Source organism: Streptomyces humicola (assembly GCF_024436035.1).
GTDB classification, from domain to species: Bacteria; Actinomycetota; Actinomycetes; order Streptomycetales; family Streptomycetaceae; genus Streptantibioticus_B; species Streptantibioticus_B humicola.
In genome coordinates this window covers 161,180-182,429 of record NZ_JANFNG010000001.1, presented here as the reverse complement: position 1 = coordinate 182,429, position 21,250 = coordinate 161,180, and the positions used below count along the sequence as shown (strand labels likewise).

Here is a 21,250-nt window from a genome sequence, read left to right as displayed (position 1 = left end):
TCAGTCCATTCCCAGCGGGCCGTCTGACTCTCCGGCCAGGAATTGCCGGACGAACGGGTCTTCTGACTCGAATGCCGCCTTGGCCTCGCCGTAGTGGACGACCTTGCCCTTCCATATCAGTCCGACGTAATCGCTGACCTTGCGTGCGCTGCGGATGTCATGGGTGACGACGAGGTAGGTGCCCTTGTGGCGCTCGTGCATCTCCAGAATCAGGTCGCACAGCAGGCTGGTGCGCACGGGGTCGAGCCCCGAGTCGGGCTCGTCGAACAGCACGATTTCGGGGTTCATCACCAGAGCACGGGCGAAGCCGGCGCGCTTGCGCATACCACCGGACACCTCGCTCGGGTACTTCGTCAGCGCCGCCTCCAGGCCGACCTCACTGAGCCTGGCCATGACCACTTCCTCGATGTCCGCTTCCGACATGTCGGTGTGTTTCCGCAGCGGGAACGCGACGTTGTCGTAGAGGTTCATCGACCCGAAAAGCGCGCCGTCCTGGAACAGCACGCCGAAACGCGTACGCAGTTCGTACCGCTCGTGCTCGCTGATCCGCCACATGTCCTGTCCGAATATCAGGATCTCGCCCTGGTCGGGCTCCAGGAGACCGACCAGGTGCTTGATGAGTACGCTCTTGCCGGTGCCCGAGGGGCCCAGCACTGTGGTGATCGCGTCATTGGCGAAGTTCAGCGACATGCCCTGGAGGACGTTGAACTGACCGAAGGACTTATGGACGTTGCGGACTTCCATGGTGTGTGCTGGACGGCCACCCGGATCGTGTGGTTTATCGGGTGCGGCCTGCCGTGCCTGCACGGCAGTCAACTCTTTGGTTGCCTCGGCGGCGGCGGGATCCATGTCGTCTCCTTTGTCGTGGCCAGGCTGGTTCGGGCAACGGCTAGTTTGCGATTGGCGCGTTCGGACTCAGTCCCCAGAACAGCTGTGTACCAAGCAGCCCCACCACATGTATCAGGACGAGGGACAGCATCATGGATTTCGCGGTGTTGCGGCCGACGCCGACCGGTCCGCCGGATGCCGTGTAGCCGTAGTAGCAGCCGACGAACACCACGGCCGTACCCATCGCCATCGCCTTCAGCAGTGCGTAGAGGAAGTCGAGCGGGTTCTGGTAGATCCAGAACACGTAGAGGTAGCCGCCGGAGGAGACGCCACCCAACTGGAGAACGGTCACCAGATACATGGAGATGTACATGACGCCGAGACCCACGGTGAACAGGAACGGCATCGCCAGCCACGTCGCCACGACCCTGGTACCCACCAGATAGCTACGTGACTTGACGCCCATCACCTCCATGGCGTCGATCTCTTCCGAAATCCGCATGGAGCCGATCTCGGCCACCAGGCCGCATCCCACCTTCGCCGCGAAGATGTAGCCCCACATGTAGGGGGACATCTCGCGGGTGCCACAGTAGGTGTTGAAGATCCCGCTGTAGACGGGCGCGCCGATCTGCTTGAGGGTGTAGCTCGCTTCCAGCCCGCACACCGAGCCCATGACGAACTGCATCATCCAGATGATGAGGCCGCTGGACAGAACCAGTATTCCCGCCTGGTGAACGGCCTCGGTGAGGTACTTGCGCACTTCCGGCAGTGCGCGGATCGTCTGCCCGGAGAAGCGTGCCACCTCACCGCCCGTGGCGATCGCGGCGCGTACCCGGGCCCCGACCGAGGAGAGGGATACCGTCACGTCCTCAGGCTTTGGTGCACGGCCGGACGCGGTGTCACCGGGCTTCGTCGTCATCGCCATCGCTGAGGGCCTTCCCTACCTGTAGACCTGCATTTGCGGGTTGAGCCCGAGCAGGATGGTGGTGAACACATAGTCGATCACCCAGATGGCGGCGAAGGCGCTGACGACGGCCTGGTTCACCGCGCGTCCCACGCCGTTCGGGCCGCCGCGGGCGTGCAGTCCCTTGTAGCAGCACACCACGCCGATGATGAGGCCGAAGATCGTCGTCTTCACCACGCTTCCCCAGATGTCCGGTGTGGTGGCGTTGTCGAAGAAGCTGTTGAAGAACGCTCCGCTGTTGGCTCCGAGCACCCAGACGCCGGCGATGTAGCCGCCGACGACGCCGAACACCAGGGCCACCAGATCCATCAGGCCCGTCATGATGGTCACAGCGATCACGCGGGGCAGGATCAGGTCCCGAATCGGGTCGACGCCGAGCACCTCCATGGCATCGATCTCCTCACGGATCCGACGCGCGCCGAGGTCGGCGGTCATGGCAGTGCCCACGACGCCGGCGACGACCATGGCGTTGATCCAGGGGGCGAACTCGCGGACGCTGGCCATGATGAAGAACGATCCGAGGCGCTCTGGAATGCCGAACAGGTGGAAGATGTTGCCGCCCTGGATGCCCGGCGCGCCCAGACCGAACGCGACGGTCGAGATGGCCATGGGCGCCCAGCACAACTTGAGCAGGCTGTACATCTGGTCACGTACGTCATGCCAGTAGCCGATCGGGTGTCGAATCGCCGACCAGAGCACCTCGCCCAACAGTTGCACCATCTCACCCGCCTCGGCGAGCGGTCCCTGGATCCTGGCACCGAGCCAGGGCTTCCTGCGCCGCACGGCGGATGCTTCCTTCATTGCCGCGGAGGTGCTCACGCCGCCTCCCGGTGGTGTGAAGACCGGCTTTCCCTGTCGGATCGCAGGCCGTTCATCCAGCTCCAGCGGCCGGAGACGAGCGACGCGCCACCACCGACCACAACGGCGGTGGCGGCTGTGGCCGATACCTGCTGTACGTCCCAGCCGCGCGAAGTCATCCACACGATGGGCAGCATCAGCAAGTAAGCTCCCAGCGCCGCGAGCACACCCGGCCCCATCCGACCGTCGCCCCCGGCGCGCAGACCGGCGACCAGGAACGCGATCAGCGCTGACGCGGTCAGCCAGAACCGCCCAATCAACGGAAGGTCGCCGGCCAGGGGGGCGATGGCTCCACCCACCACGAGGATGCTGAAGCCCGCCGAGGCACCGCGCATCAGGCCCAACGCGCCGGTCTCCTCGTTCCGCGTGCGCTTCGCGACGCCGCTACGCGGTCTCATCAGTCGGCCCTCACCCACGCCGCGACACTGTTTCGCCCGAAACAGCGTCGCGCTGGAAGCCGGCTGCTCATTTTCGACATGGCATCCCCTTGCAATGATGCGAATTGGCCGAACGGAAACAGATCTATGGCTCTTGACTTCGCGATTGCGCGTCCGTACAGAGTGTCAGCACCTCACCGCCGGTCACCTCTCCTGCCGGGGGTACCTCACCACCCCGTTCGGCGGATGCCGGACCGTGACCACTCAGCCTCCGCAGGCGAACCGGCGGTGATCACCCGGTTGGGGTGGGCAGCCGCCGGTTCGCGTGACCCGCTGTATCAGTCAACGTGGCTGAGCAGCAGGTCGTACGGCCGGCTCTCCCGCTTGCCGGAGAGGTCGAGATAGACGTGCTTGGGCTCGGTGTACTCGTCCAAGCAGTCCACGCCGAGCTCACGTCCCAGCCCGCTCTGCTTGAATCCCCCGAACGGCGCGGAGGGATTGACCTGGTGGTGGTCGTTGATCCACACCGTGCCCGCCTGCAATTTCTTGGAGAGATCGAGAGCCCGCTCGTTGTCGGAGCTCCAGATGGTTGCGGCGAGCCCGTAGATCGTGTCGTTCGCGATCCGCAGCATTTCCTCCTCGTCGTCGTAGACAAGGACGGAAAGAACCGGGCCGAAGATTTCTTCCCGGGCGATTCGCATATCGTTGGTCACCTCGGTGAAGATGGTCGGCTCGACCCAGAATCCCTGTTCGAACTCCGGGCCCTCCGGTACCCCGCCGCCGAGAACCAGCTTCGCGCCCTCATCGACACCCGACCTGATCAGCTCCATGATCCGGGCCTGTTGAGCACCCGAGATGACCGGGCCGAGATCGGTCTCCCAGTCGTCGATGGCTCCGAGCTTGATGGTCTTTGCCCGGTCGACGAGTCGGGCCACGAACTCGTCGTGCAGGGAGCGCGGGACCAGGACACGGGTGCCGGACTCGCACATCTGCCCCGAGTAGAGGAAGCATCCGAACAGGATGCCGTCGGCTGCCAGGTCCAGGTCGGCGTCATCCAGCAGGATGGAAGGCGACTTGCCGCCCAGCTCCAGGCTGACCCGCTTGACTGTTGCGGCGGCACTGCTCATGATCTCCCGGCCCACGGCCGTGGACCCGGTGAACGCGATCTTGCCGACGTCGGAATGCTCGACGAGCCGAACGCCCGCCTCCTCGCCGACACCCGGCACCACGTTGATCACGCCGGGCGGAAGCCCGCACTCCTCGGCGATCCGGACGAACTCCAGGAGAGACAGCGGCGTCTTCTCGTCCGGCTTGATCACCATGCTGTTCCCGGCAGCGATCGCGGGCCCGATCTTCCACAGAGTGAGCACGAGTGGGAAGTTCCACGGCGTGATGGCACCACACACGCCGATGGGCTCCCGCCGGATGATGCTCTGGCCCAGCGTCGGGTACAGGGCCGGAGGAACCGCGCGCTCGAACTCGTATCGGGCGGCCAGTTCGGCGAAGTAGTTCATATGCCCGCTGGCCAGTCCGACGTGGAATCCGGCGGCTTGGCGAACGGTGGCGCCGTTGGCCATGATCTCCGCCGCCAGCAGCGTATCGATCTGCTCGGCGAGTTGCGCGGCGATCTGTGCCATGGTGCGCGAGCGATCGACCGGTTCCAGCCGCGACCACACGCCGGACTCGAACGAGCGCTTGGCGGCGGCGACCGCCTGGTCGATGTGCTCCGAGCCGCCCTTCGCGACCCTCGCCACAACGACGTTGTTCTGAGGGTTGCGAATCTCCATCCACTGACCGGTCTCAACCCGCTGGCCGTCGATGTGCAGCCCGTAGGTGGGAATGTCAGACATCCTGCCTCACTTGGTCGGATCGAAGACGATCTTCATGGCTTCACGCTTGGCGAACATCTCGTACGCCTTCTCCGCCTCGGACAGACCCATCCGGTGCGAGATCATCGAGGACGGGTTGAGCCGCCCCGCTTCGACCAGCGCCATTACCTCGTCCATGTAGCGGAGCAGGTTGCACCCACCACCCTTGACGGAGATGCCCTTGAACCAGAGTTCTCCGATCGGCAGTTCCAGCGACTCCTGGATGTACACCCCAGGGATATTGATGGACGCGCCGGCCGAAGCCACGCGGATCGCCGTCTCGAGCGCGGACGGATGGCCCACCGCGTCGACCACCACATCGGCCCCCCGCCAACCGGTCAGGTCGAAGACGGCGTCCTGCGGGTCGGTTTCCGCAGCATTGATGGCGATAGCGCCGAACCGTTCGGCCTCGGCGAGCCGTTCGGGCACCCGGTCGATCACGGCCACGGTTCCGGCGCCGAGCGCTACCGCCGACATGGTCGCGCAGAGGCCCACCGGCCCGGCGCCGACGATCGCGACCGCGTCGCCGGGCTGGTAACTCCGACGGACCGCCTCGTATCCGGTCGTCAGGATGTCCCCGACGAACAGGACGTCCTCGGCCTTCTTTTCGTTGTTGATCTTGCGTAGGGTGACGTCCGCGAACGGCGTCACCGCGTACTCGGCGTGCACGCCGGGCAGGTCGCCGAAGGCCACGCCGAGACCGTAGACGCGCATGCCCGGGCAGTTTCCGGACTTGCCGCGACGACACAACGCGCAGGTGCCACAGCTCACGATGCAAGCACCGGTGACCTTGTCACCGGGCTCGAACTGCTGCACCGCGCTGCCGACCTCCACGATCGTGCCGATGAACTCGTGGCCCATGATGGTGCCCGGATCCACCGGCATGCTCTGGTCGTAGGCGTGCAGGTCGGTGCCGCACAGCGCGGCTCGATCGATCCGTACCAGAGCGTCGGTGGGTCCGACCTCGGAGGGCTTGGGCACCTCCTCGACTCGAACTTCGTTCGGTCCCTGGAGCACAACGGCTTTCATTGTCGCCATTGGTTCTGCCTCTTTCCGCGATCAGGAGGCCGCCTGCGCGTCCTTTTCCTTGACGAGCTCGTTGTAGACGGGGAACAGCGGCTTGGTGAGTGGCACCAGCTTCAGAATCTTGCTGACCGGCCCCTTGGCCTTGACCTGACCCTTGGCCAGACCGACGGCGAGGTTGTACTTGCCTCGCCAGTACTGATCGGCCGTGTCGGCGCGCATCGTCAGAGTGATGTCAGGCTTGTACTCGGCGCCCTCCATCGTGACGGTCATCGGCTCCTTGAAGACGACCGTCAGCACACAGTCCGGCTCCTGATAGACGACGTTCATCACCAGGTTCGCGGCCTTCATTTGCGGACCGACCTCAGGATGGTCGGCAGCCGCCCGGAACATGCCGCCGATGTACTTATCCACTTCGGCGGAGTTAGCGAAGTAACCCACGGCAACCTCTCCTTTTTCTTCCCTGATCACCACGTCGTCGTCAGGAGCGACGAGCCGCTTGACCACCAGAACTTATGGGGCGGCGAAGTGTGATTCATCCTCCGCAGGGGGTGCATCGCTCTCCTGATCGGGGAAGCAGGCGAGAGGAAAGCCTGTCTTTCTGCGACTATGAGCAATTGACACGTCGTGAAACCGCACAAAGGCGGCCCTGTGCCGCCATCAGCGGCGTACCTGGCCGGTGGGAGGAGTGGCGGCGGACCAGTCCAGGTCGGCCCAACCGCCAGACGTCGACCGTGATGTGAGCCACCTCCGCCCTGAGGGACTTGTAGGCATGTCAGCCTCCTGTATGTACTAGGGCTTCCTAGTACATCAACGCAGAGTAACTAGTAGAGACGCTCAGCGGCCCATCCGCCATCCCCAGTAAAGGACCCGCCATGGACACCATCACCCGCCTCGGCGTCGTCGGCTGCGGCCTGATGGGCTCCGGCATCGCCGAGATCGCCGCGTGCCGGGGCCTCGACGTCCTGGTCGCCGAGGCCACCCGTGCCGCGGCCCAGGCCGGCCGTCGGCGCATCACTGCCTCCCTCGACCGCGCAGTGCGGCGGGGCAAGCTGACGGAGGAGCTGCGCGACCAGGCCCTGGCCCGGCTCGCCTTCACCCACGACCGCGGCGATCTGGCCAACCGCCAGTTGGTCATCGAGGCCATCGCCGAGAACCGCGACCTCAAGACCGAGGTTCTCCGGGCCCTCGACAAAACCGTCACCGATCCGCAGGCGATCCTGGCCAGCAACACGTCCTCGATTCCCATCATCGACCTTGCCAGTGTCACCACCCGGCCGGAGCAACTGCTCGGCATGCACTTCTTCAACCCGGTCCCGGTGCAGCCGCTCGTCGAGCTGATCCCCGCCCTCACCACCAGCCGGCAGACCCTGGAGCGCGCCCGGCACTTCGCCACCGAGCAGCTGGGCAAGCAGGTCGTGCAAGCCCCTGACCGCGCCGGCTTCGTGGTCAACGCCCTGCTCATCCCGTACCTACTGGCGGCCGTCCGGATGGTCGAGAACGTCGCGGCCGGCGTCGAAGACATCGACCACGGCATGGAACTCGGCTGCGCCCACCCCATGGGACCGCTGCGTCTCCTCGACCTCATCGGCCTGGACACCGCCCAGGCCATCGCCGAATCGATGTACGAGGAGTTCAAGGAGCCGCTGTACGCGCCGCCTGCCCTGCTGCGCCGCATGGTTGCCGGTGGCCGGCTTGGCCGCAAGAGCGGCCAGGGGTTCTACACATACGGCTGACGCGGCCGATCCCGCCGGAGGGCGCAAGCGCGCAAGAGTCCTCAGTCATCTCACCCAACAGGACGCGATTCAACGACGTAGCGGACCTGCCCTGACGCAGCGGGGGAGAGAGACGGCTACTGCGGCTCGTCACTGCAACGGCGTCAGAGGGTGGGCGCAGGCCTCGACGTCTCCCACTCGAGGGAAAAGAGCACCGCCGACGGACGATGAGCCGCCGGTTTCACGTCCTTACGCTGGAGCGCAGCCGCTGGGTGTCGGCGTTCCCCCGCGAAGTATTTGGAGAACTTCTCATGAGAATTACCGTCGACCGTAGTAAATGCACCGCGCTGGGGGTCTGTGAGTCTCTGGCGCCAGAATTGTTCGAAGTTCAGGAGGACGGATCCCTGATCATCCTGAACGAGCGCCCCGAGGGCAGTCTCTGTTCAGCCGCCCGGGAGGCGGTTGAGGGCTGCCCGACTGAGGCTCTTCGGATCGAAGAGGACTGATGGAGAAAGACGGTCTGGTCGTCGTAGGGGCTTCGCTGGCCGGACTGCGTGCGGTCGAATCCGCGCGCAGGCTTGGATATTCCGGCAGGATCACTCTCATCGGTGCCGAGGAGCACCTCCCCTACGACCGGCCTCCCTTGTCCAAGGAGTTCCTCGCATCCGGGGAACCGGTGGATCCGGTCTTCCGGGCCGAGCGGGCGCTCCGTGAGGAGCTTGGCGTCGACCTGCGCCTCGGACGGTACGCTACCGGGCTCGACTGTCGGCAGCGCGTCGTCCGTCTCGGCGACGAAGAGGTGTCCTACTCCGCCCTCGTCATCGCGACGGGGGCGCAGGCGCGTACGCTCCCCGACACGGCCGGACTTCGCGGCGTCCACGCTCTGCGCACGCTCGACGACGCGAGGTCGGTGCGTGAAGCGCTGGACGCGGGAGCCCGCACGGTCATCGTCGGAGCCGGCTTCATCGGATCGGAGGTCGCGTCCGCCGCCCGGAAGCGCGGCCTGCCCGTCACCCTCGTCGAGGCGGCAACAGTGCCGCTCACGCGTTCGGTGGGCTCCGAAATGGGGGGCCTCCTAGCGGAGTTGCACCGTCGCCAGGGTGTCGATCTCCGCCTGGGTGCGGGGGTGCAACGCATCGACGGAAGCGGTTCGGCCGAGAGCGTCGTGCTCACCAACGGCGCCGAGATCCCGGCCGATCTGGTCGTGGTAGGCATCGGGGCTGCACCGTGTACGGGGTGGCTGGAGGGCAGCGGAATCGACCTCGACCCCCGTGACAAGGGCGTTCTCTGCGATAGCACGCTGGCGGTCAACGCACCGGGTGTGTACGCCGCGGGAGACGTCTGTCACTGGATCAGCGACCTGTTCCGTGGGCGTCTGCGACTGGAGCACTGGACGAGTGCCGCCGAGCAGGGGTCGCTGGCTGCGCGCAACGCTCTCAGCTTGGACGATGCGAAGCCATATGACACTGTCCCGTACTTCTGGTCGGACTGGTACGACAGCCGTATCCAGTTTGTGGGCGAGCCCCACGCGGACGACATCCAGGTCGTCGACAAGGAGTGGGAAGACGGCAAGTTGCTTGCGCTGTACAGGAAGGCAGACAGGTTGGTCGCCGCACTTACGGTGAACCGCCCGACCCTGATCATGAAGTTGCGGCGAATGATTGCGAGCCGGGCCAGCTGGCAGGAGGCTGTAGAATTCGCCGAGGAGAAGGTGCGGAACTGAGAGGAGAAGGTGCGGAACTGACAGGAACCGCAATTTCGCGACAATGCGATCGGCCCCGGATACCGCAAGGTCTCCGGGGCCGCCGCCTTTGGTCAGGCCTTGGTGAACCTGACAGGCAGGCTCTTGTAGCTGGAGACGAAGTTCGTCTTGATCGGCTTGGGCTCGCCGACCAGCTCAATTTTCCTGATCTTGGGGAGAAGCTCCTCGAAGAGGATGTTCATCTCCAGCCTGGCGATGTGCTGCCCGATGCACATGTGGCCACCGAATCCGAAGCCGAGGTGCTTGTTCGGCGAACGCTCCAGGTCGAACTCGTTTGCGTTGGTGAAGTAGTCCTCGTCCCTGTTGCCTGAAGGGTAGTTCAGCATCACGCGCTCGCCCTTCTTGATCTGCACCCCGTGAAGCACGGTGTCTTCCGACGCGCTGCGCATGAAGTGCTTGACCGGCGAGCCCCAGCGCACCGCCTCATCGACCATCTTCGGGATGAGCGAGTGGTCCTCGCGCACCTTCTGCCACTGGTCAGGGTTGCGGGCCATGGCCAACGCGGCGGCGGAGATCGTCGACGAAGTGGTGTCGTGCCCGGCGGTGGCGACCTGAAGGTAGCTTCCGTTGACGATGCCGCGCGACAGGAACTCGCCGTCGACCTTGGCGTTCGCGATGACCGACATGAGGTCGTCCTTGGGGTTGGCCCGTCGGTCCTCGGTGAACTGGTCGAAGTAGGCGAAGAAGTCGGCGAAGGCCGCCTGGAATTGGCGGGCGGCCGCCTCGGGGCTGACCTCGATGTCGTCCCGCTTCTCGTCCGGATCGTTCGCGCCGAAGAAGTCCTGGGTCAGCTTCAACATCAGACCGAGGTCCTCCTGGGGGATGCCGAACAGGCCCAGGATCACCCGGAGGGGGTAGTACAGCGCGAAGTCGGCCGCCCAGTCGCACTCACCGTCATAGCTGAGCAGCTTTTCGACGTCCTCCCTGGCGATCTCGCGAATGCGTTCGGTGTACTTGGCCACGTTCTTCGGCGTGAACCAGTTGCTCGTCGCGGCCTTGATCTGAGTGTGCTCCGGCGGGTCGAGGAACGGGAGCGCGTCGAGGTAGCGAATCGAACCATCCGGAGTCAGCGAGCGCAGGAACGTGTCACCCGCCTGAGTGTTGAGAATCGGATTGTTCATCGTGGCGTTGAACAGCGAGTGGTTCTTCTCGACGGTCATGATGTCGTCGAACTTGGTGATCAGCCACAGCGGATCGTAACCCTCGACGAACGCCTGACCGACCGGCATGTTCTGGCGAAGCCAAGCGAACGCCGGATACGTGATCTCCGTTTCGTTGCCGTAGGACTCCGGCAACACCACAGCCTGCGCGATATCGTCTGGTACGCGCGTGTTCTGTGCCGCGCTTGAAGTGCTCGTCATGGTTCCTCCTTGCGTCCCTGCGCTACCGCTACAACGGTCCTTGCCCGAGGCTATTGGCGGCGCCGGCTCGTGCCATCTCCCGAACGAGGTGCTCGCTTCTCTCGTACGGCTCACCGCGGTCTGACGGCCATCAGGTCTCTCCGGGTCCTGCAGTGCTGACGTGGTCCCCACCGGAAACCTCGTCCGCGCACGTCGAACACCACCGGTGCTCGTGGGGGAGGCCGCCGAGCGCTCGCATCAGACGGGCTGTTCACCTTTTGTACGTAACCATCGAAGTGTGTAGCTTCACCCGCAGTGGCCACCGTGCGGGGCCGGCTGACCGTGTCGCGGTACGGTGCGCGAACCATTGTCCTTTTGGCCAGACCATTGCATACTTCAGGCCGAAAGGCGGACAGCCGCGCTCGCCGCTGTCACCTCGTTCCGAGTTCGGCGCTGCCGCAGCCCCACGACCCAGGACGGCCATCGATGAAGATCCCCACCGTCAACGACCGCTACTCGGCCGCCGACATCAAGGAGTACTACGCCTCGGGCTGCTGGACTCCAGAGACGCTCTCAGACATCCTGGCCCGCCAGTCCGCCAGGCTCGGCACCAAGACCTTCATCACCGACGGCACCACCTCGATCAGCTACCGGGCTCTCCACGAGGACTCCCTCCGCCTCGCCGCCGGCCTGCGCACCCTGGGCGTACGACCCGGCGACCGGATCGCCGTGCAACTGCCCAACTGGGCCGAGTTCGCCCTCATCACCGCCGCCGTCGCCCGACTCGGCGCCATCATGGTCCCGATCATGCCGATCTACCGCCGGGACGAAGTCGGACACGTCCTCGACGACGCCGAGGTCAGCACCGTCGTCATACCCTCCGTCTTCAAGGGGTTCGACTACCTGCAGATGTACCGCGCGCTGGCACGCACCCGACCCATGCTGCGCTCGATCGTGGTGGCGCGTGACGACGAGGCAGCCTCGACAGCGGCCGCCCACGGCCAGGCCGTCGGCGACCAAACCACTATCCTCAGTTTCACCGCCGCGACCGCCGACGTCGACCCTGCCTCCACACACGCCGAACTCGCCACACCCGTCACCGCCGACGACCCCTTCGTCATCGTCTACACCTCGGGCACCACAGCCCGGCCCAAAGGCTGCGTCCACACCTTCAACACCTACTCGTCCGGCGCACGCACGCTCGGCACCGCCTTCGCCTACACCGAAAACGACGTCCAGTTCGGCCCCTCCCCCATCACCCACACCACCGGGCTGGTCACCAGCATCCTGCTACCCCTCCTCCACGGTGCAGCCACCCACGTCATGCCCGAATGGGACCCGGCCCGAGGACTCGCCGAGATCGCCCAGTACCGCTGCTCGGTCAGCGTCACCGCCACCACCTTCATCCAAATGCTCCTGGACACCTACGACCCACACCGGCACGACGCCTCCAGCCTGCGGGTATGGGTCTCAGCCGGTGCCCCCATCCCCCGGGCCGTCGTCGAGCGGGCACGCACCCTCCTGCCCGGCACCAAGATCCTCAGCCTCTACGGCCGCAGCGAGAACCTCACCACCACCACCTGCACCGTCCACGACAACCCCGAACGCGCCCTGACCTCCGACGGCGCCGCACAACCCTTCAGCGACGTGCGCATCGTCGACGAACACGGCAACAAGCTCACAGCCGGCACAGAAGGCGACATCGCCTACCGCGGCCCCTCCCACATGCTCGGCTACCTCAACTGCCCCGAAGAAACCGCCGAACTGTGCACCCCCGACGGATACTCCCGCTCCGGCGACCTGGGCACCATGGACCACCACGGATACGTCCGCGTCACCGGACGCACCAAAGACATCGTCATCCGCGGCGGCATGAACATCAGCGTCCGAGAAATCGAAGACCTCCTCACCGCCCACCCGGCCATCCGCGCCGCAGCAGCCGTGGGCATGCCCGACCAACGCCTCGGCGAACGCCTCTGCTGCTACATCGTCCCCACCGACCCAACCAGCCCCCCCACCCTCACCTCACTCAAGCACTACCTCCACGACAAGGGAGTCGCCATCCAGAAAACCCCGGAGCGACTCGAAATCCTCGACACCATGCCCATGACCGCCACCGGAAAGATCCAAAAACACCTCCTCCGACAAGACATCGCCCACAAGATCGACCAAACCACAGACATCTCGTAACCCGCCTAACATCCCACCACCCCACACCCCTGATCAGGGCCGAACGACGACCCGGCAGCACAACGTCACGACTGCCACAACCGGTGCCGCGGACGCCCAACCACGAACCCGGGATCGCCTGGCCTCGGACGGCGCGCCGCCGCGTTCACACCGAGACCGGCCCTGCGCGCGAGGCCGTTGCCCGAACGCTTCTCCCCACAGGGCAAAGGCCGGCGTGCTTCGGGACGAGACAATGGAACGGAAATGAGCCGTTGATACCCTCGCACGAGGGCGAGCGGAGGCGGTGGCCATGAACGATGACGTTCGACGCGGCCCCGTGCGTCGCGGCCACGACGAGCAACCGCGGTGGCACGGTCTTGAGCCGGCCGACGAGTTGCTGCGGCGGTCCCGGGACATTCTTGACATTGTCGCGACCCTGACCGGGGAGCCGGGCCTCGCGACGGAGACCGGGCCCCGTGACCTCCATTCGGCCGAGTCCGCGCTGCGGGCGGCGGAACACGTCGCGCTGCGCAAGCTGGCGGCATGGGGCGATGCCGGCGGAGGCTCCGCCGGAGGGCAGTTGGCGGCGACACTGGCCCTCCTGAGCGGCACGCTCGCCGCGATCCGGGACAGCAGGCTCAACGCGAGATCGGCCGCCATCACCGACCTGCACCGCTGCCTGTCCCGGCTGCGGGCGGCAACCTCCCTGGAGGACCTGGTCGAGCAGGTACCGGTCGAGATCAACCGCCTGGGCTACAAGCGCTCGCTGTTCTGCCGTCTGTCCGGGCCGAACTGGAGCCCCCGCTCGGCGTTCGTTCACGCCGATTCCCAACTGGCGCACGATCTCGTCCGGCTGGGTACCGCCATCCCCGGGCAGCTCGGAAGGGAGTTGCCGGAGACCGAGGTGGTCCGCAAGCGGACCCCGGTGCTCGTCGAGGACGCGCAGCACAACCCGGGGGTACACCACCGGCTGATCAACCTGGCCAGGACCAGGGACTACGTGGTCGCCCCGCTGGTCGGGCACGGCGAGGTCGTCGGCCTGCTGCACGCCGACCAGCAGGTGGATACCGACCGCGTGGACGAGTTCGACCGGCGGTTGCTCGGTCTGTTCGCCGAAGGGCTGGGCTGTGTGTTCGAGCGCCTGGTGTGCTTCGAGCAACTCGACGGGATTCGGCGGCAGTTGCAGGACCAGGCCCGCTCGGTGGGCGATCTCATCAACGGGTACCTTGGGTGCGACGTGCCGGCACCGCGACCCGAGCAGTCCCGCCCGGATGATCCGCTGCGCCGGTTCGAGGGCCCGTTCGCGGAATTGACGCGCCGCGAGCTCGAAGTGCTCCGGCACCTCGTCTGCGGGGAGACCAACAGCCAGATCGCCGCAGAGCTCTTCGTCTCCCCCGGAACCGTAAAGACGCACGTCAAGAACGTGCTGCGCAAGCTCGGCGTCGCCAACCGTGCCGAGGCCACCGCGCGCTACCACGCAGTGATGCAACGGAGCCGATGAGACCCGGAGAGGCCGACCGGGAGAGGCACAGGGTAGAGAAAACTCTCCCCCGAGGGTGATTCACGACTCATCGTGGTGGTCCAAAGATTGGACCACCACCTGCGACGACGCCACCTTTCGGAGGGAATGTCATGACCACCACGCCCGAACTGAGCCGCCCGATCCCGGACGAGATCGCCCGGCGGGTCGTGCTGCCGGAGGGACACCGCGACGACGGCCCGTTGTTCGAGGCCTACCGGTGGCTGCGGGAGAACAACCCGCTGGGCCAGGCCCACGTCGAGGGCTACGACCCCGTGTGGCTGGTGACCAAGCACGCCGACATCATGGAAATCGAGCGCCAGCCACATGTGTTCACCAGCGGGGGTGGGGACGAGCCCGGATCGCACAACCCGATCCTCCAGAACCAGGCCGGCGATGCCTTCACCAAGCAGCTCACCGGCGGCAGCCTTCGCATTCTGGACACCCTGACCTACCTCGATCCGCCCGAGCACACCGAGATCAAGGACATCGCCAACGACTGGTTCCGGCCCACCAACCTCAAGAAGTGGGAAGACATCATCCGGACGCTGGCGAAGGAGGCCATCGGCAGGCACCTGCGCAGCGGCACCAACGACATCGACTTCGTCCAGGACTTCGCGCTCTACTACCCCCTGCACGTGATCATGAGCCTCTTCGGTGTCCCCGAGGAGGACGAACCGCGCATGATGGCGCTGACGCAGGACTTCTTCGGCACCGCCGATCCCGACGCGCAGCGGGATGACGTCGAGCCGCTGACCGCGGAGGCCGCAGCCCAGCAGTGGTCGGCCGCGATCAACGACTTCTACGCCTACTTCGACCAACTGGTCGAGGACCGTCGCGCGACTCCCCGCGACGACCTGGCGACCATCATCGCCCAGGCCCGCGACGCCAACGGTGAGTACCACCGCAAGACATTCGCCTACGGCTGGTTCATCGCGATATCCACCGCGGGTCACGACACCACCTCCAGCACGATGGCGGGCACCATCGAGGCGCTCACGCAGTTCCCCGACCAGCTCGCGAAGGCGCAGCAGCACCCCGAGTTGATCCCTGACCTGGTCACCGAGGGTCTGCGGTGGGTGTCCCCCGTCAAGCAGTTCACCCGCATGGCGACTCAGGACTACACCTTGCGCGGGCGGGAGATCCGAAAGGGCGACCGATTCATGCTGCTGTATCAGTCGGCCAACCGGGACGCCGAGGTGTTCGGCGACCCTGAGGTGTTCCGGCTGGACCGCAGGCCCAACAAGCAGATCGCATTCGGCTACGGCCCGCACATGTGCATCGGCCAGCACCTCGCCAAGCTGGAGCTGCGCATCATGTTCGAGGAGCTGCTGCCGCTCATCAAGAGCGTTCAGGTGACCGGCCGGCGCAAGTGCGTGGTGACGAACTTCGTCGGCGGGCTGAAGAAACTGCCGGTCCGGCTGGAGCTGGCGTGACCGAGCGCGTCCTGATCATCGGCGCCGGCCACGCCGGCGCCACCCTTGCCGGCCTGCTGCGGCAGGCCGGCCACCCGGGCCCGATCGAGCTCTTCGGCGACGAGTTGGATCTTCCCTACCACCGTCCGCCGCTGTCAAAGAAGTTCGCCGAGGGCGAGCTGGAGCAATGGCTCCGGCCCATGGAGTTCTACCAGGACCAGGACATCACCGTTCGGCTGGGCGATCGCGTCGTGGCTATCGACCGGGCGGAGCGCCGCGTGCACGTGGCCTCAGGCGAGTCCTACGACTACGACCACCTGGTCCTGGCGACCGGCGCCCGGCCACGGCCGCTGCCTGTGCCCGGGGCCGACCTCGATGGGACCGTGTCGCTCCGGACGCTCGCCGACGCCCGGATTCTGCGCAAGTGCGTTGCGGAGCGACGTCGCCTGGCCATCGTCGGTGGCGGGTACATCGGCCTGGAGGTAGCCGCGGTCGCGCGCGCCAACGGTGTCGAGGTCACCGTCGTGGAACGCGAAGAGCGGGTACTCGCCCGGGTCGCCAGTCCCCGGCTCTCGGAGATCCTCACGGCTCACCATCGCGCGCGGGGCACCAGGATCCTCACCGGGGCCAGGGTTGTCAGGCTGAGCGGCGCAGACGGGCGGGTCAGAGCCGTCGTGCTCGACGACGGCACCGAGATCACCAGTGATGCGGTGCTGGTCGGTATCGGCGCCCTCCCCCGCGACGAGCTCGCGGCCGCGGCGGGACTGCGCTGCGATCAGGGGATCGTGGTGGACGCGCAGGCACGCACCAACGATCCGCACATCTTGGCGATCGGTGACGTCACCCGACGCCCGCTGGGCACCGGCACCTTGGTGCGCCTGGAAAGCATCCCGAGCGCTGCCGAACAGGCGCGGCAGGCTGTCGCCACCATCATGGGCGACGTACCCACGGCGGCTGAGGTCCCCTGGTTCTGGTCCGATCAGTTCGATCTGAAGCTCAAGATTGCCGGGCTCGTCCCACCCCTGCCGCGGACGGTCGTCCGAGGAGACCCGTCCGCTGGCCGCTTCGCCCTTTTCCACCACGACAACGGCACCCTGATCGCCGTCGAATCGGCGAACCGGGCCGCCGAGTTCATGGCGGGCAAGCAGTTCATCGCGTCAGGGACGCGGATCGACCCGGCGCGGCTGGCCGACGACACGACCCCGCTGCGCGACGCCATTCTTCACTAGCTACGGAGCACCACCATGCCCAAGGTCACTTACGAACTGCCCGACGGAACCGTGCACGACGTCGATGTCCCCTGCGGACAGAGCGTGATGGACGGCTCCGTCCGCAACAACCTGCCCGGCATCGTGGCCGAATGCGGCGGCAGCTGCTCGTGCGCCACCTGCCATGTGTTCCTCGAAGCGGGAGAGTCCTTCTTCGACGAACCTACCGACGAGGAGCGCGAGCTGCTCGAGTTCGCCGAAGGAGTGCGCCCGAACTCGCGGCTGTCGTGCCAGTTGATCATTAGCGACGGCTGCGCGGCCGTGCGCGTGACGGTCCCCGGCACCAACGGCTGAGCCCTGCTTTCCTCTCCACCCGACAAAGGAGTTCGCATGGAGATCACCGCTGCGGTGGCCACCGAGATCGGTGGCGCCTTCACCCTGCAGACGGTCACGCTCGACGACCCGGCTCCCGACGAGATCCTCGTGGAGATCGCCGGAGTCGGTCTGTGCCACACCGACCTGGCCGCCAGAGACGGCCACCTCCCCTTCCCGCTACCTGGGGTCTTCGGTCACGAGGGCAGCGGCGTCGTGGCCGCGGTGGGAAGTGCCGTCACCAAGGTCGCCGTCGGCGACAAGGTGGTGCTCAGCTTCAACAGCTGCGGCCGCTGCACCGAGTGCCGCAGGAACGAACCCGCCTACTGCCACGAGTTCATGGCCTACAACTTCGGCGGCGCCCGTCAGGACAGCACGAGCACCCTGCACCACAACGGGCAGTCACTCGGGTCCGAGTTCTTCGGCCAGTCCTCGTTCGCCACCTACGCCATCGCGCACGAGCGCAACGTGGTGAAGGTCGGCAACGATGCGCCGCTGGCCCTGCTGGGCCCACTCGGCTGCGGTGTCCAGACCGGTGCCGGTGCCGTGCTGAACTCGCTGGACTGCGCGCCCGGCTCGACGCTGCTCGTCCTGGGCGGCGGCTCGGTCGGCCTGTCCGCGGTGCTGGCCGGTGTCGTACGGGAACTGGCACGGATCATCGTCGTGGAACCGCACGCCGGCCGGCGTGACCTGGCGCTGTCCCTGGGGGCCACCCATGTGATCGACCCGGCGGCAGGACCGCTGCCCGACCAGGTGCGAGCCATCGTTCCCGGCGGCGTGGACTACGCGATCGACACGACCGGCATCGCCGACGTGCTGCAACAGGCGATGCTCACCGTGGCGCACCGCGCCACCGTGGGCATCATCGGCGTGCCGGCCGACCCCGAAGCCGCGCTCGCGCTGAACCTCATCCAGGCGCAGGTGCTCGGCGTGCGGGTGATCGGGATCGTCGAGGGCGACAGCGACCCGGACGTGTTCATCCCCCAGCTGCTCGAACTGCACCGCACCGGCCGGTTCCCGTTCGACAAGCTGGTCACCACCATGCCCTTCTCGCACATCAACGAGGCCGTGGCCGCCCAGCATCGCGGCGAGGCCGTCAAGATCGTGCTCGTGCACGAGTGAACCGAGGAGCCACCATGACCACCATCGACTACAACGAGCTGTATCTGGCCGGCAGGTGGGCGGAATCCGCCACAAGGCAGCGGATCGCGGTGCACTCGGCCAGCACGGAGGAGCTCCTCGGCAGCGTCCCGGAAGGCTCCGAGGCCGACGTCGACAACGCCGTCGCGGCCGCCCGGCGAGCCTTCGACAGCGCCACGGGGTGGTCCCGCTGGGATCCGGCACAGCGGGCCGAAGTGCTGGAGCGCTTCGCCGTGGCGCTGGAGAACCGTGGCGCGGAGACTGCGCGGCGGGTCACGATGCAGAACGGCATGCCGATCACGCTGGCGAACCAGTTCGAGGCAGGCTTTCCCGCAGTGCTGCTGAGGTACTTCTCCGGCGTGATGGCGCAATCGCCCCAGGAGGAGACCCGGCCGGGAATGCTGGGCGGCCGTTCCCGGGTGGTCCGCGAACCGATCGGCGTCGTCGCGGCTATCGTGCCGTGGAACGTGCCGCAGGCCATCGCCTTCCTCAAACTCGCCCCCGCGCTCGCCTGCGGGTGCACGGTGGTGCTCAAGCCCGCGCCGGAAACCGTGCTCGACGCGATGCTGATGAGCGAGGCCGCCGCCGAGGCGGGGCTGCCCGAGGGGGTGTTGAGCGTCATTCCGGGCGGTCGCGAACTCGGCGCCTACCTGGTCGCGCATCCCGGCGTGGACAAGGTGTCGTTCACGGGGTCGACGGCGGCGGGCCGCTCGATCGCCGAGACCTGCGGCCGGCTTCTGCGCCCGGTGACGTTGGAGCTCGGCGGCAAGTCGGCCGCGATCGTGCTCGACGATGCGGACCTGTCGTCCACGATCGAGAGCTTCTTCGCGGCCACCCTGCTCAACAACGGCCAGATCTGCTGGCTGGGCACCAGGGTGCTCGCGCCTCGTTCCAGGTACCAGGAGGTCGTGGACACCGTCACCGGGCTGGCCGAGTCGCTCCAGGTCGGTGATCCGCTGGACCCCTCGACGCAGGTCGGTCCGCTCGTCTCGGGTCGTCAGCGCGAACGTGTGGAGTCCTACATCTCCAAGGGCCTCGGCGAGGGGGCACGCCTCACCACGGGTGGCGGGAGGCCCAAGGGCTTCGACCGCGGCTGGTTCGTGGAACCGACCGTGTTCGCCGACGTGGAGAACACCCAGACGATCGCGCGGGAGGAGATCTTCGGCCCGGTGCTGTCGGTCATCCCGTATTCCTCCGAGGAGGAGGCGATCGCGATCGCCAACGCGAGTGAATACGGGTTGGGCGGCACCGTCTGGACAGCGGATCCGGACCGCGGAGAGGCGGTCGCGCGCAGGGTCGCGTCGGGCACCATCGGCATCAACGCCTACGCCAACGACCCGACCGCGCCCTTCGGAGGAGTCAAGTCCAGCGGTATCGGCCGCGAACTGGGCCCCGAGGGCCTGCACTCCTACCAGGTGTTCAAGACCATCTACCTCGACAACCACAAGGGGTGATCGGCTCTCAGCTTCGAGGTAGGTCGGTCCGTAGGTTCCCCCTCCCCCGCGCCTGGCGCCGGGGGAGGAGTGGCTGCGCCGGCTGTGGACCGCGATCAGCTCACAGCCCCAGGCTCTTGGCGATGATCTCGCGCTGGATCTCGTTGGTGCCGCCGTAGATCGGCGGGACCAGGGCCCTGCGGACCTGGCCCTCCATGCCGTACTCGCGGGCGTAGCCGTAACCACCCATCATCTGCATGGCCTCCAGGGCGGTGTTCTTCGCGATCTCGGTGCAGCGCATCTTCGCCATCGCGCTCTCGCGGGCCAGATCGTCCTCCTGCCCGGTGTCGACCCGAGCGGCGGCGTCGTAGACGAAGGCCCGGGCGAGCTCGATGTCGGTGGCGAGGTCGGCGATCCGGTGGCGAAGCGCCTGGAAGCTGCCGATCTTACGTCCGAACTGCTCACGCTGCCCGACGTAGGCGATCACGTCGTCGAGGGCACGCTGAGCCGCGCCCAGGCTCATCGCGGCGATGATGAGCCGTTCCACACCGAGCCCGCGCATCAGCTGCTTCCAGGCGTTGCGTGGCCGGCCCACCACGGCCGACGCCGGCAACCGAACATCGGTGAAGAAGACATCGTTGACGGTGTGCGCCTCCATCGTCTGGATGCCGCGGATCTCCAGGCCCGGCGTGTTCGTGGGCACCATGAGCAGGGTGAGCCCCTCGTGCTTGGTGCCACTGCTGTCCTCACGGGCGAGCACCAGCATGTGCTCCGCCACGTGCGCGGCGGAAATCCACGTCTTCTGGCCGTTGACCACGTACTCGTCGCCGTCCCGCGTGGAGCGCACGCGCACCCCGCCCAGGTCGGAGCCCGCACCCGGCTCGCTCAACGCAATCGCCTCCAGCCTGCCGGCGACCAGGTTGGACACGATGGTCTTCTTCTGCTCCTCCGACCCCCACCGCAGGTAGGTCTGCGCCGCGGTCAGGCCAGTCATGTATCCCGTGATGGGCAGTAGCCCCCGGGAGGTCGCCTCCAGGAAGACGCACTCGTCGACGAAGCCTGCACCGCCGCCGCCGTACTCGGCCGGCAGGGACACGCCCAACCAGCCAAGCGCGGCGAGCTTGGAGAGGATCTGCGGGCTGTTGGAAAGCGTACCGCCCTCGGTGACGGCGTCCCGCTGCGCCAGTGTGCCGCACTCCCGCAGGCAGAACTCGCGGACAGCCTCGGCGAACTGCTGCTGCTCCTTGCTCAGCTGCATC

At 66.6% G+C, this 21,250-nt stretch carries 19 protein-coding genes; 10 read left to right on the top strand and 9 right to left on the bottom strand.

Annotation, left to right across the window (positions count from 1 at the left end; translation table 11 throughout):
• The 7 genes from NGB36_RS00885 to NGB36_RS00855 form a co-directional block, all read right to left on the bottom strand.
• Positions 1-849, bottom strand: coding sequence for an ABC transporter ATP-binding protein (locus tag NGB36_RS00885; protein WP_255918057.1), 849 nt, complete (start codon positions 847-849; stop codon positions 1-3).
• Between the two features lie 40 nt (positions 850-889).
• Positions 890-1,693: an ABC transporter permease gene (locus NGB36_RS00880; RefSeq protein ID WP_255918056.1), complete on the bottom strand. Its 804-nt coding sequence runs from the start codon at positions 1,691-1,693 to the stop codon at positions 890-892.
• A 75-nt stretch (positions 1,694-1,768) separates the two neighbouring features.
• The gene (locus tag NGB36_RS00875; protein WP_255918055.1) at positions 1,769-2,611 is read right to left on the bottom strand and encodes an MlaE family ABC transporter permease; all 843 of its coding nucleotides are present in this window, start codon (positions 2,609-2,611) and stop codon (positions 1,769-1,771) included.
• Positions 2,608-2,994, bottom strand: coding sequence for a hypothetical protein (locus NGB36_RS00870; protein WP_255918054.1), 387 nt, complete (start codon positions 2,992-2,994; stop codon positions 2,608-2,610). The genes NGB36_RS00875 and NGB36_RS00870 overlap by 4 nt, the downstream gene beginning before the upstream one ends.
• Positions 2,995-3,365: 371 nt before the next feature.
• Entirely contained in the window at positions 3,366-4,877 is a 1,512-nt protein-coding gene (locus NGB36_RS00865; RefSeq protein WP_255918053.1) for an aldehyde dehydrogenase family protein, read from the bottom strand.
• Between the two features lie 6 nt (positions 4,878-4,883).
• Positions 4,884-5,876, bottom strand: a complete 993-nt coding sequence (locus tag NGB36_RS00860) for an alcohol dehydrogenase catalytic domain-containing protein (protein ID WP_372509343.1) — start codon at positions 5,874-5,876, stop codon at positions 4,884-4,886.
• A 78-nt stretch (positions 5,877-5,954) separates the two neighbouring features.
• Positions 5,955-6,425 (bottom strand): SCP2 sterol-binding domain-containing protein, encoded by a 471-nt coding sequence (locus NGB36_RS00855; protein ID WP_255918052.1) that lies wholly within the window; start codon positions 6,423-6,425, stop codon positions 5,955-5,957.
• A gap of 368 nt (positions 6,426-6,793) precedes the next feature.
• Here NGB36_RS00855 and NGB36_RS00850 point away from each other — a divergent pair, with 368 nt between their 5' ends.
• The 3 genes from NGB36_RS00850 (at position 6,794) to NGB36_RS00845 (ending at position 9,356) form a co-directional block, all read left to right on the top strand.
• The gene (locus tag NGB36_RS00850) at positions 6,794-7,654 is read left to right on the top strand and encodes a 3-hydroxybutyryl-CoA dehydrogenase (protein WP_255918051.1); all 861 of its coding nucleotides are present in this window, start codon (positions 6,794-6,796) and stop codon (positions 7,652-7,654) included.
• A 206-nt stretch (positions 7,655-7,860) separates the two neighbouring features.
• A complete protein-coding gene (locus NGB36_RS33320; RefSeq protein ID WP_308288786.1) occupies positions 7,861-8,139 on the top strand; it encodes a ferredoxin in 279 nt (92 codons plus the stop codon).
• Positions 8,139-9,356 (top strand): NAD(P)/FAD-dependent oxidoreductase, encoded by a 1,218-nt coding sequence (locus tag NGB36_RS00845; RefSeq protein ID WP_255918050.1) that lies wholly within the window; start codon positions 8,139-8,141, stop codon positions 9,354-9,356. The genes NGB36_RS33320 and NGB36_RS00845 overlap by 1 nt, the downstream gene beginning before the upstream one ends.
• 92 nt (positions 9,357-9,448) lie before the next feature.
• On the opposite strand, the gene NGB36_RS00840 is transcribed toward NGB36_RS00845, so the two are convergent.
• On the bottom strand, positions 9,449-10,756 hold the full coding sequence (locus NGB36_RS00840; protein WP_255918049.1) for a cytochrome P450: 1,308 nt from the start codon (positions 10,754-10,756) through the stop codon (positions 9,449-9,451).
• A gap of 465 nt (positions 10,757-11,221) precedes the next feature.
• On the opposite strand from NGB36_RS00840, the gene NGB36_RS00835 reads away from it, so the two are divergent.
• From NGB36_RS00835 to NGB36_RS00805, 7 genes are all read left to right on the top strand, one after another.
• On the top strand, positions 11,222-12,925 hold the full coding sequence (locus NGB36_RS00835) for an AMP-binding protein (protein ID WP_255918048.1): 1,704 nt from the start codon (positions 11,222-11,224) through the stop codon (positions 12,923-12,925).
• Between the two features lie 289 nt (positions 12,926-13,214).
• Entirely contained in the window at positions 13,215-14,405 is a 1,191-nt protein-coding gene (locus NGB36_RS00830) for a LuxR C-terminal-related transcriptional regulator (RefSeq protein WP_255918047.1), read from the top strand.
• A gap of 131 nt (positions 14,406-14,536) precedes the next feature.
• Complete coding sequence (locus NGB36_RS00825; RefSeq protein ID WP_255918046.1) at positions 14,537-15,859, top strand: cytochrome P450; 1,323 nt, start codon at positions 14,537-14,539, stop codon at positions 15,857-15,859.
• Positions 15,856-17,067, top strand: coding sequence for an NAD(P)/FAD-dependent oxidoreductase (locus tag NGB36_RS00820; RefSeq protein WP_255918045.1), 1,212 nt, complete (start codon positions 15,856-15,858; stop codon positions 17,065-17,067). Before NGB36_RS00825 ends, NGB36_RS00820 begins: the two co-directional genes overlap by 4 nt.
• Positions 17,068-17,082: 15 nt before the next feature.
• Positions 17,083-17,400, top strand: coding sequence for a 2Fe-2S iron-sulfur cluster-binding protein (locus tag NGB36_RS00815; protein WP_255918044.1), 318 nt, complete (start codon positions 17,083-17,085; stop codon positions 17,398-17,400).
• A 36-nt stretch (positions 17,401-17,436) separates the two neighbouring features.
• Positions 17,437-18,540 carry an NAD(P)-dependent alcohol dehydrogenase gene (locus tag NGB36_RS00810; protein ID WP_255918043.1) on the top strand — a complete coding sequence of 368 codons (1,104 nt, stop codon included), beginning with the start codon at positions 17,437-17,439 and terminating at the stop codon, positions 18,538-18,540.
• 14 nt (positions 18,541-18,554) lie between these two features.
• Positions 18,555-20,012, top strand: coding sequence for an aldehyde dehydrogenase (locus NGB36_RS00805; RefSeq protein WP_255918042.1), 1,458 nt, complete (start codon positions 18,555-18,557; stop codon positions 20,010-20,012).
• A gap of 100 nt (positions 20,013-20,112) precedes the next feature.
• Here NGB36_RS00805 and NGB36_RS00800 read toward each other — a convergent pair whose 3' ends face one another.
• Positions 20,113-21,249 (bottom strand): acyl-CoA dehydrogenase family protein, encoded by a 1,137-nt coding sequence (locus tag NGB36_RS00800; RefSeq protein WP_255918041.1) that lies wholly within the window; start codon positions 21,247-21,249, stop codon positions 20,113-20,115.
• Between the last annotated feature and the right edge of the window lies 1 nt (position 21,250).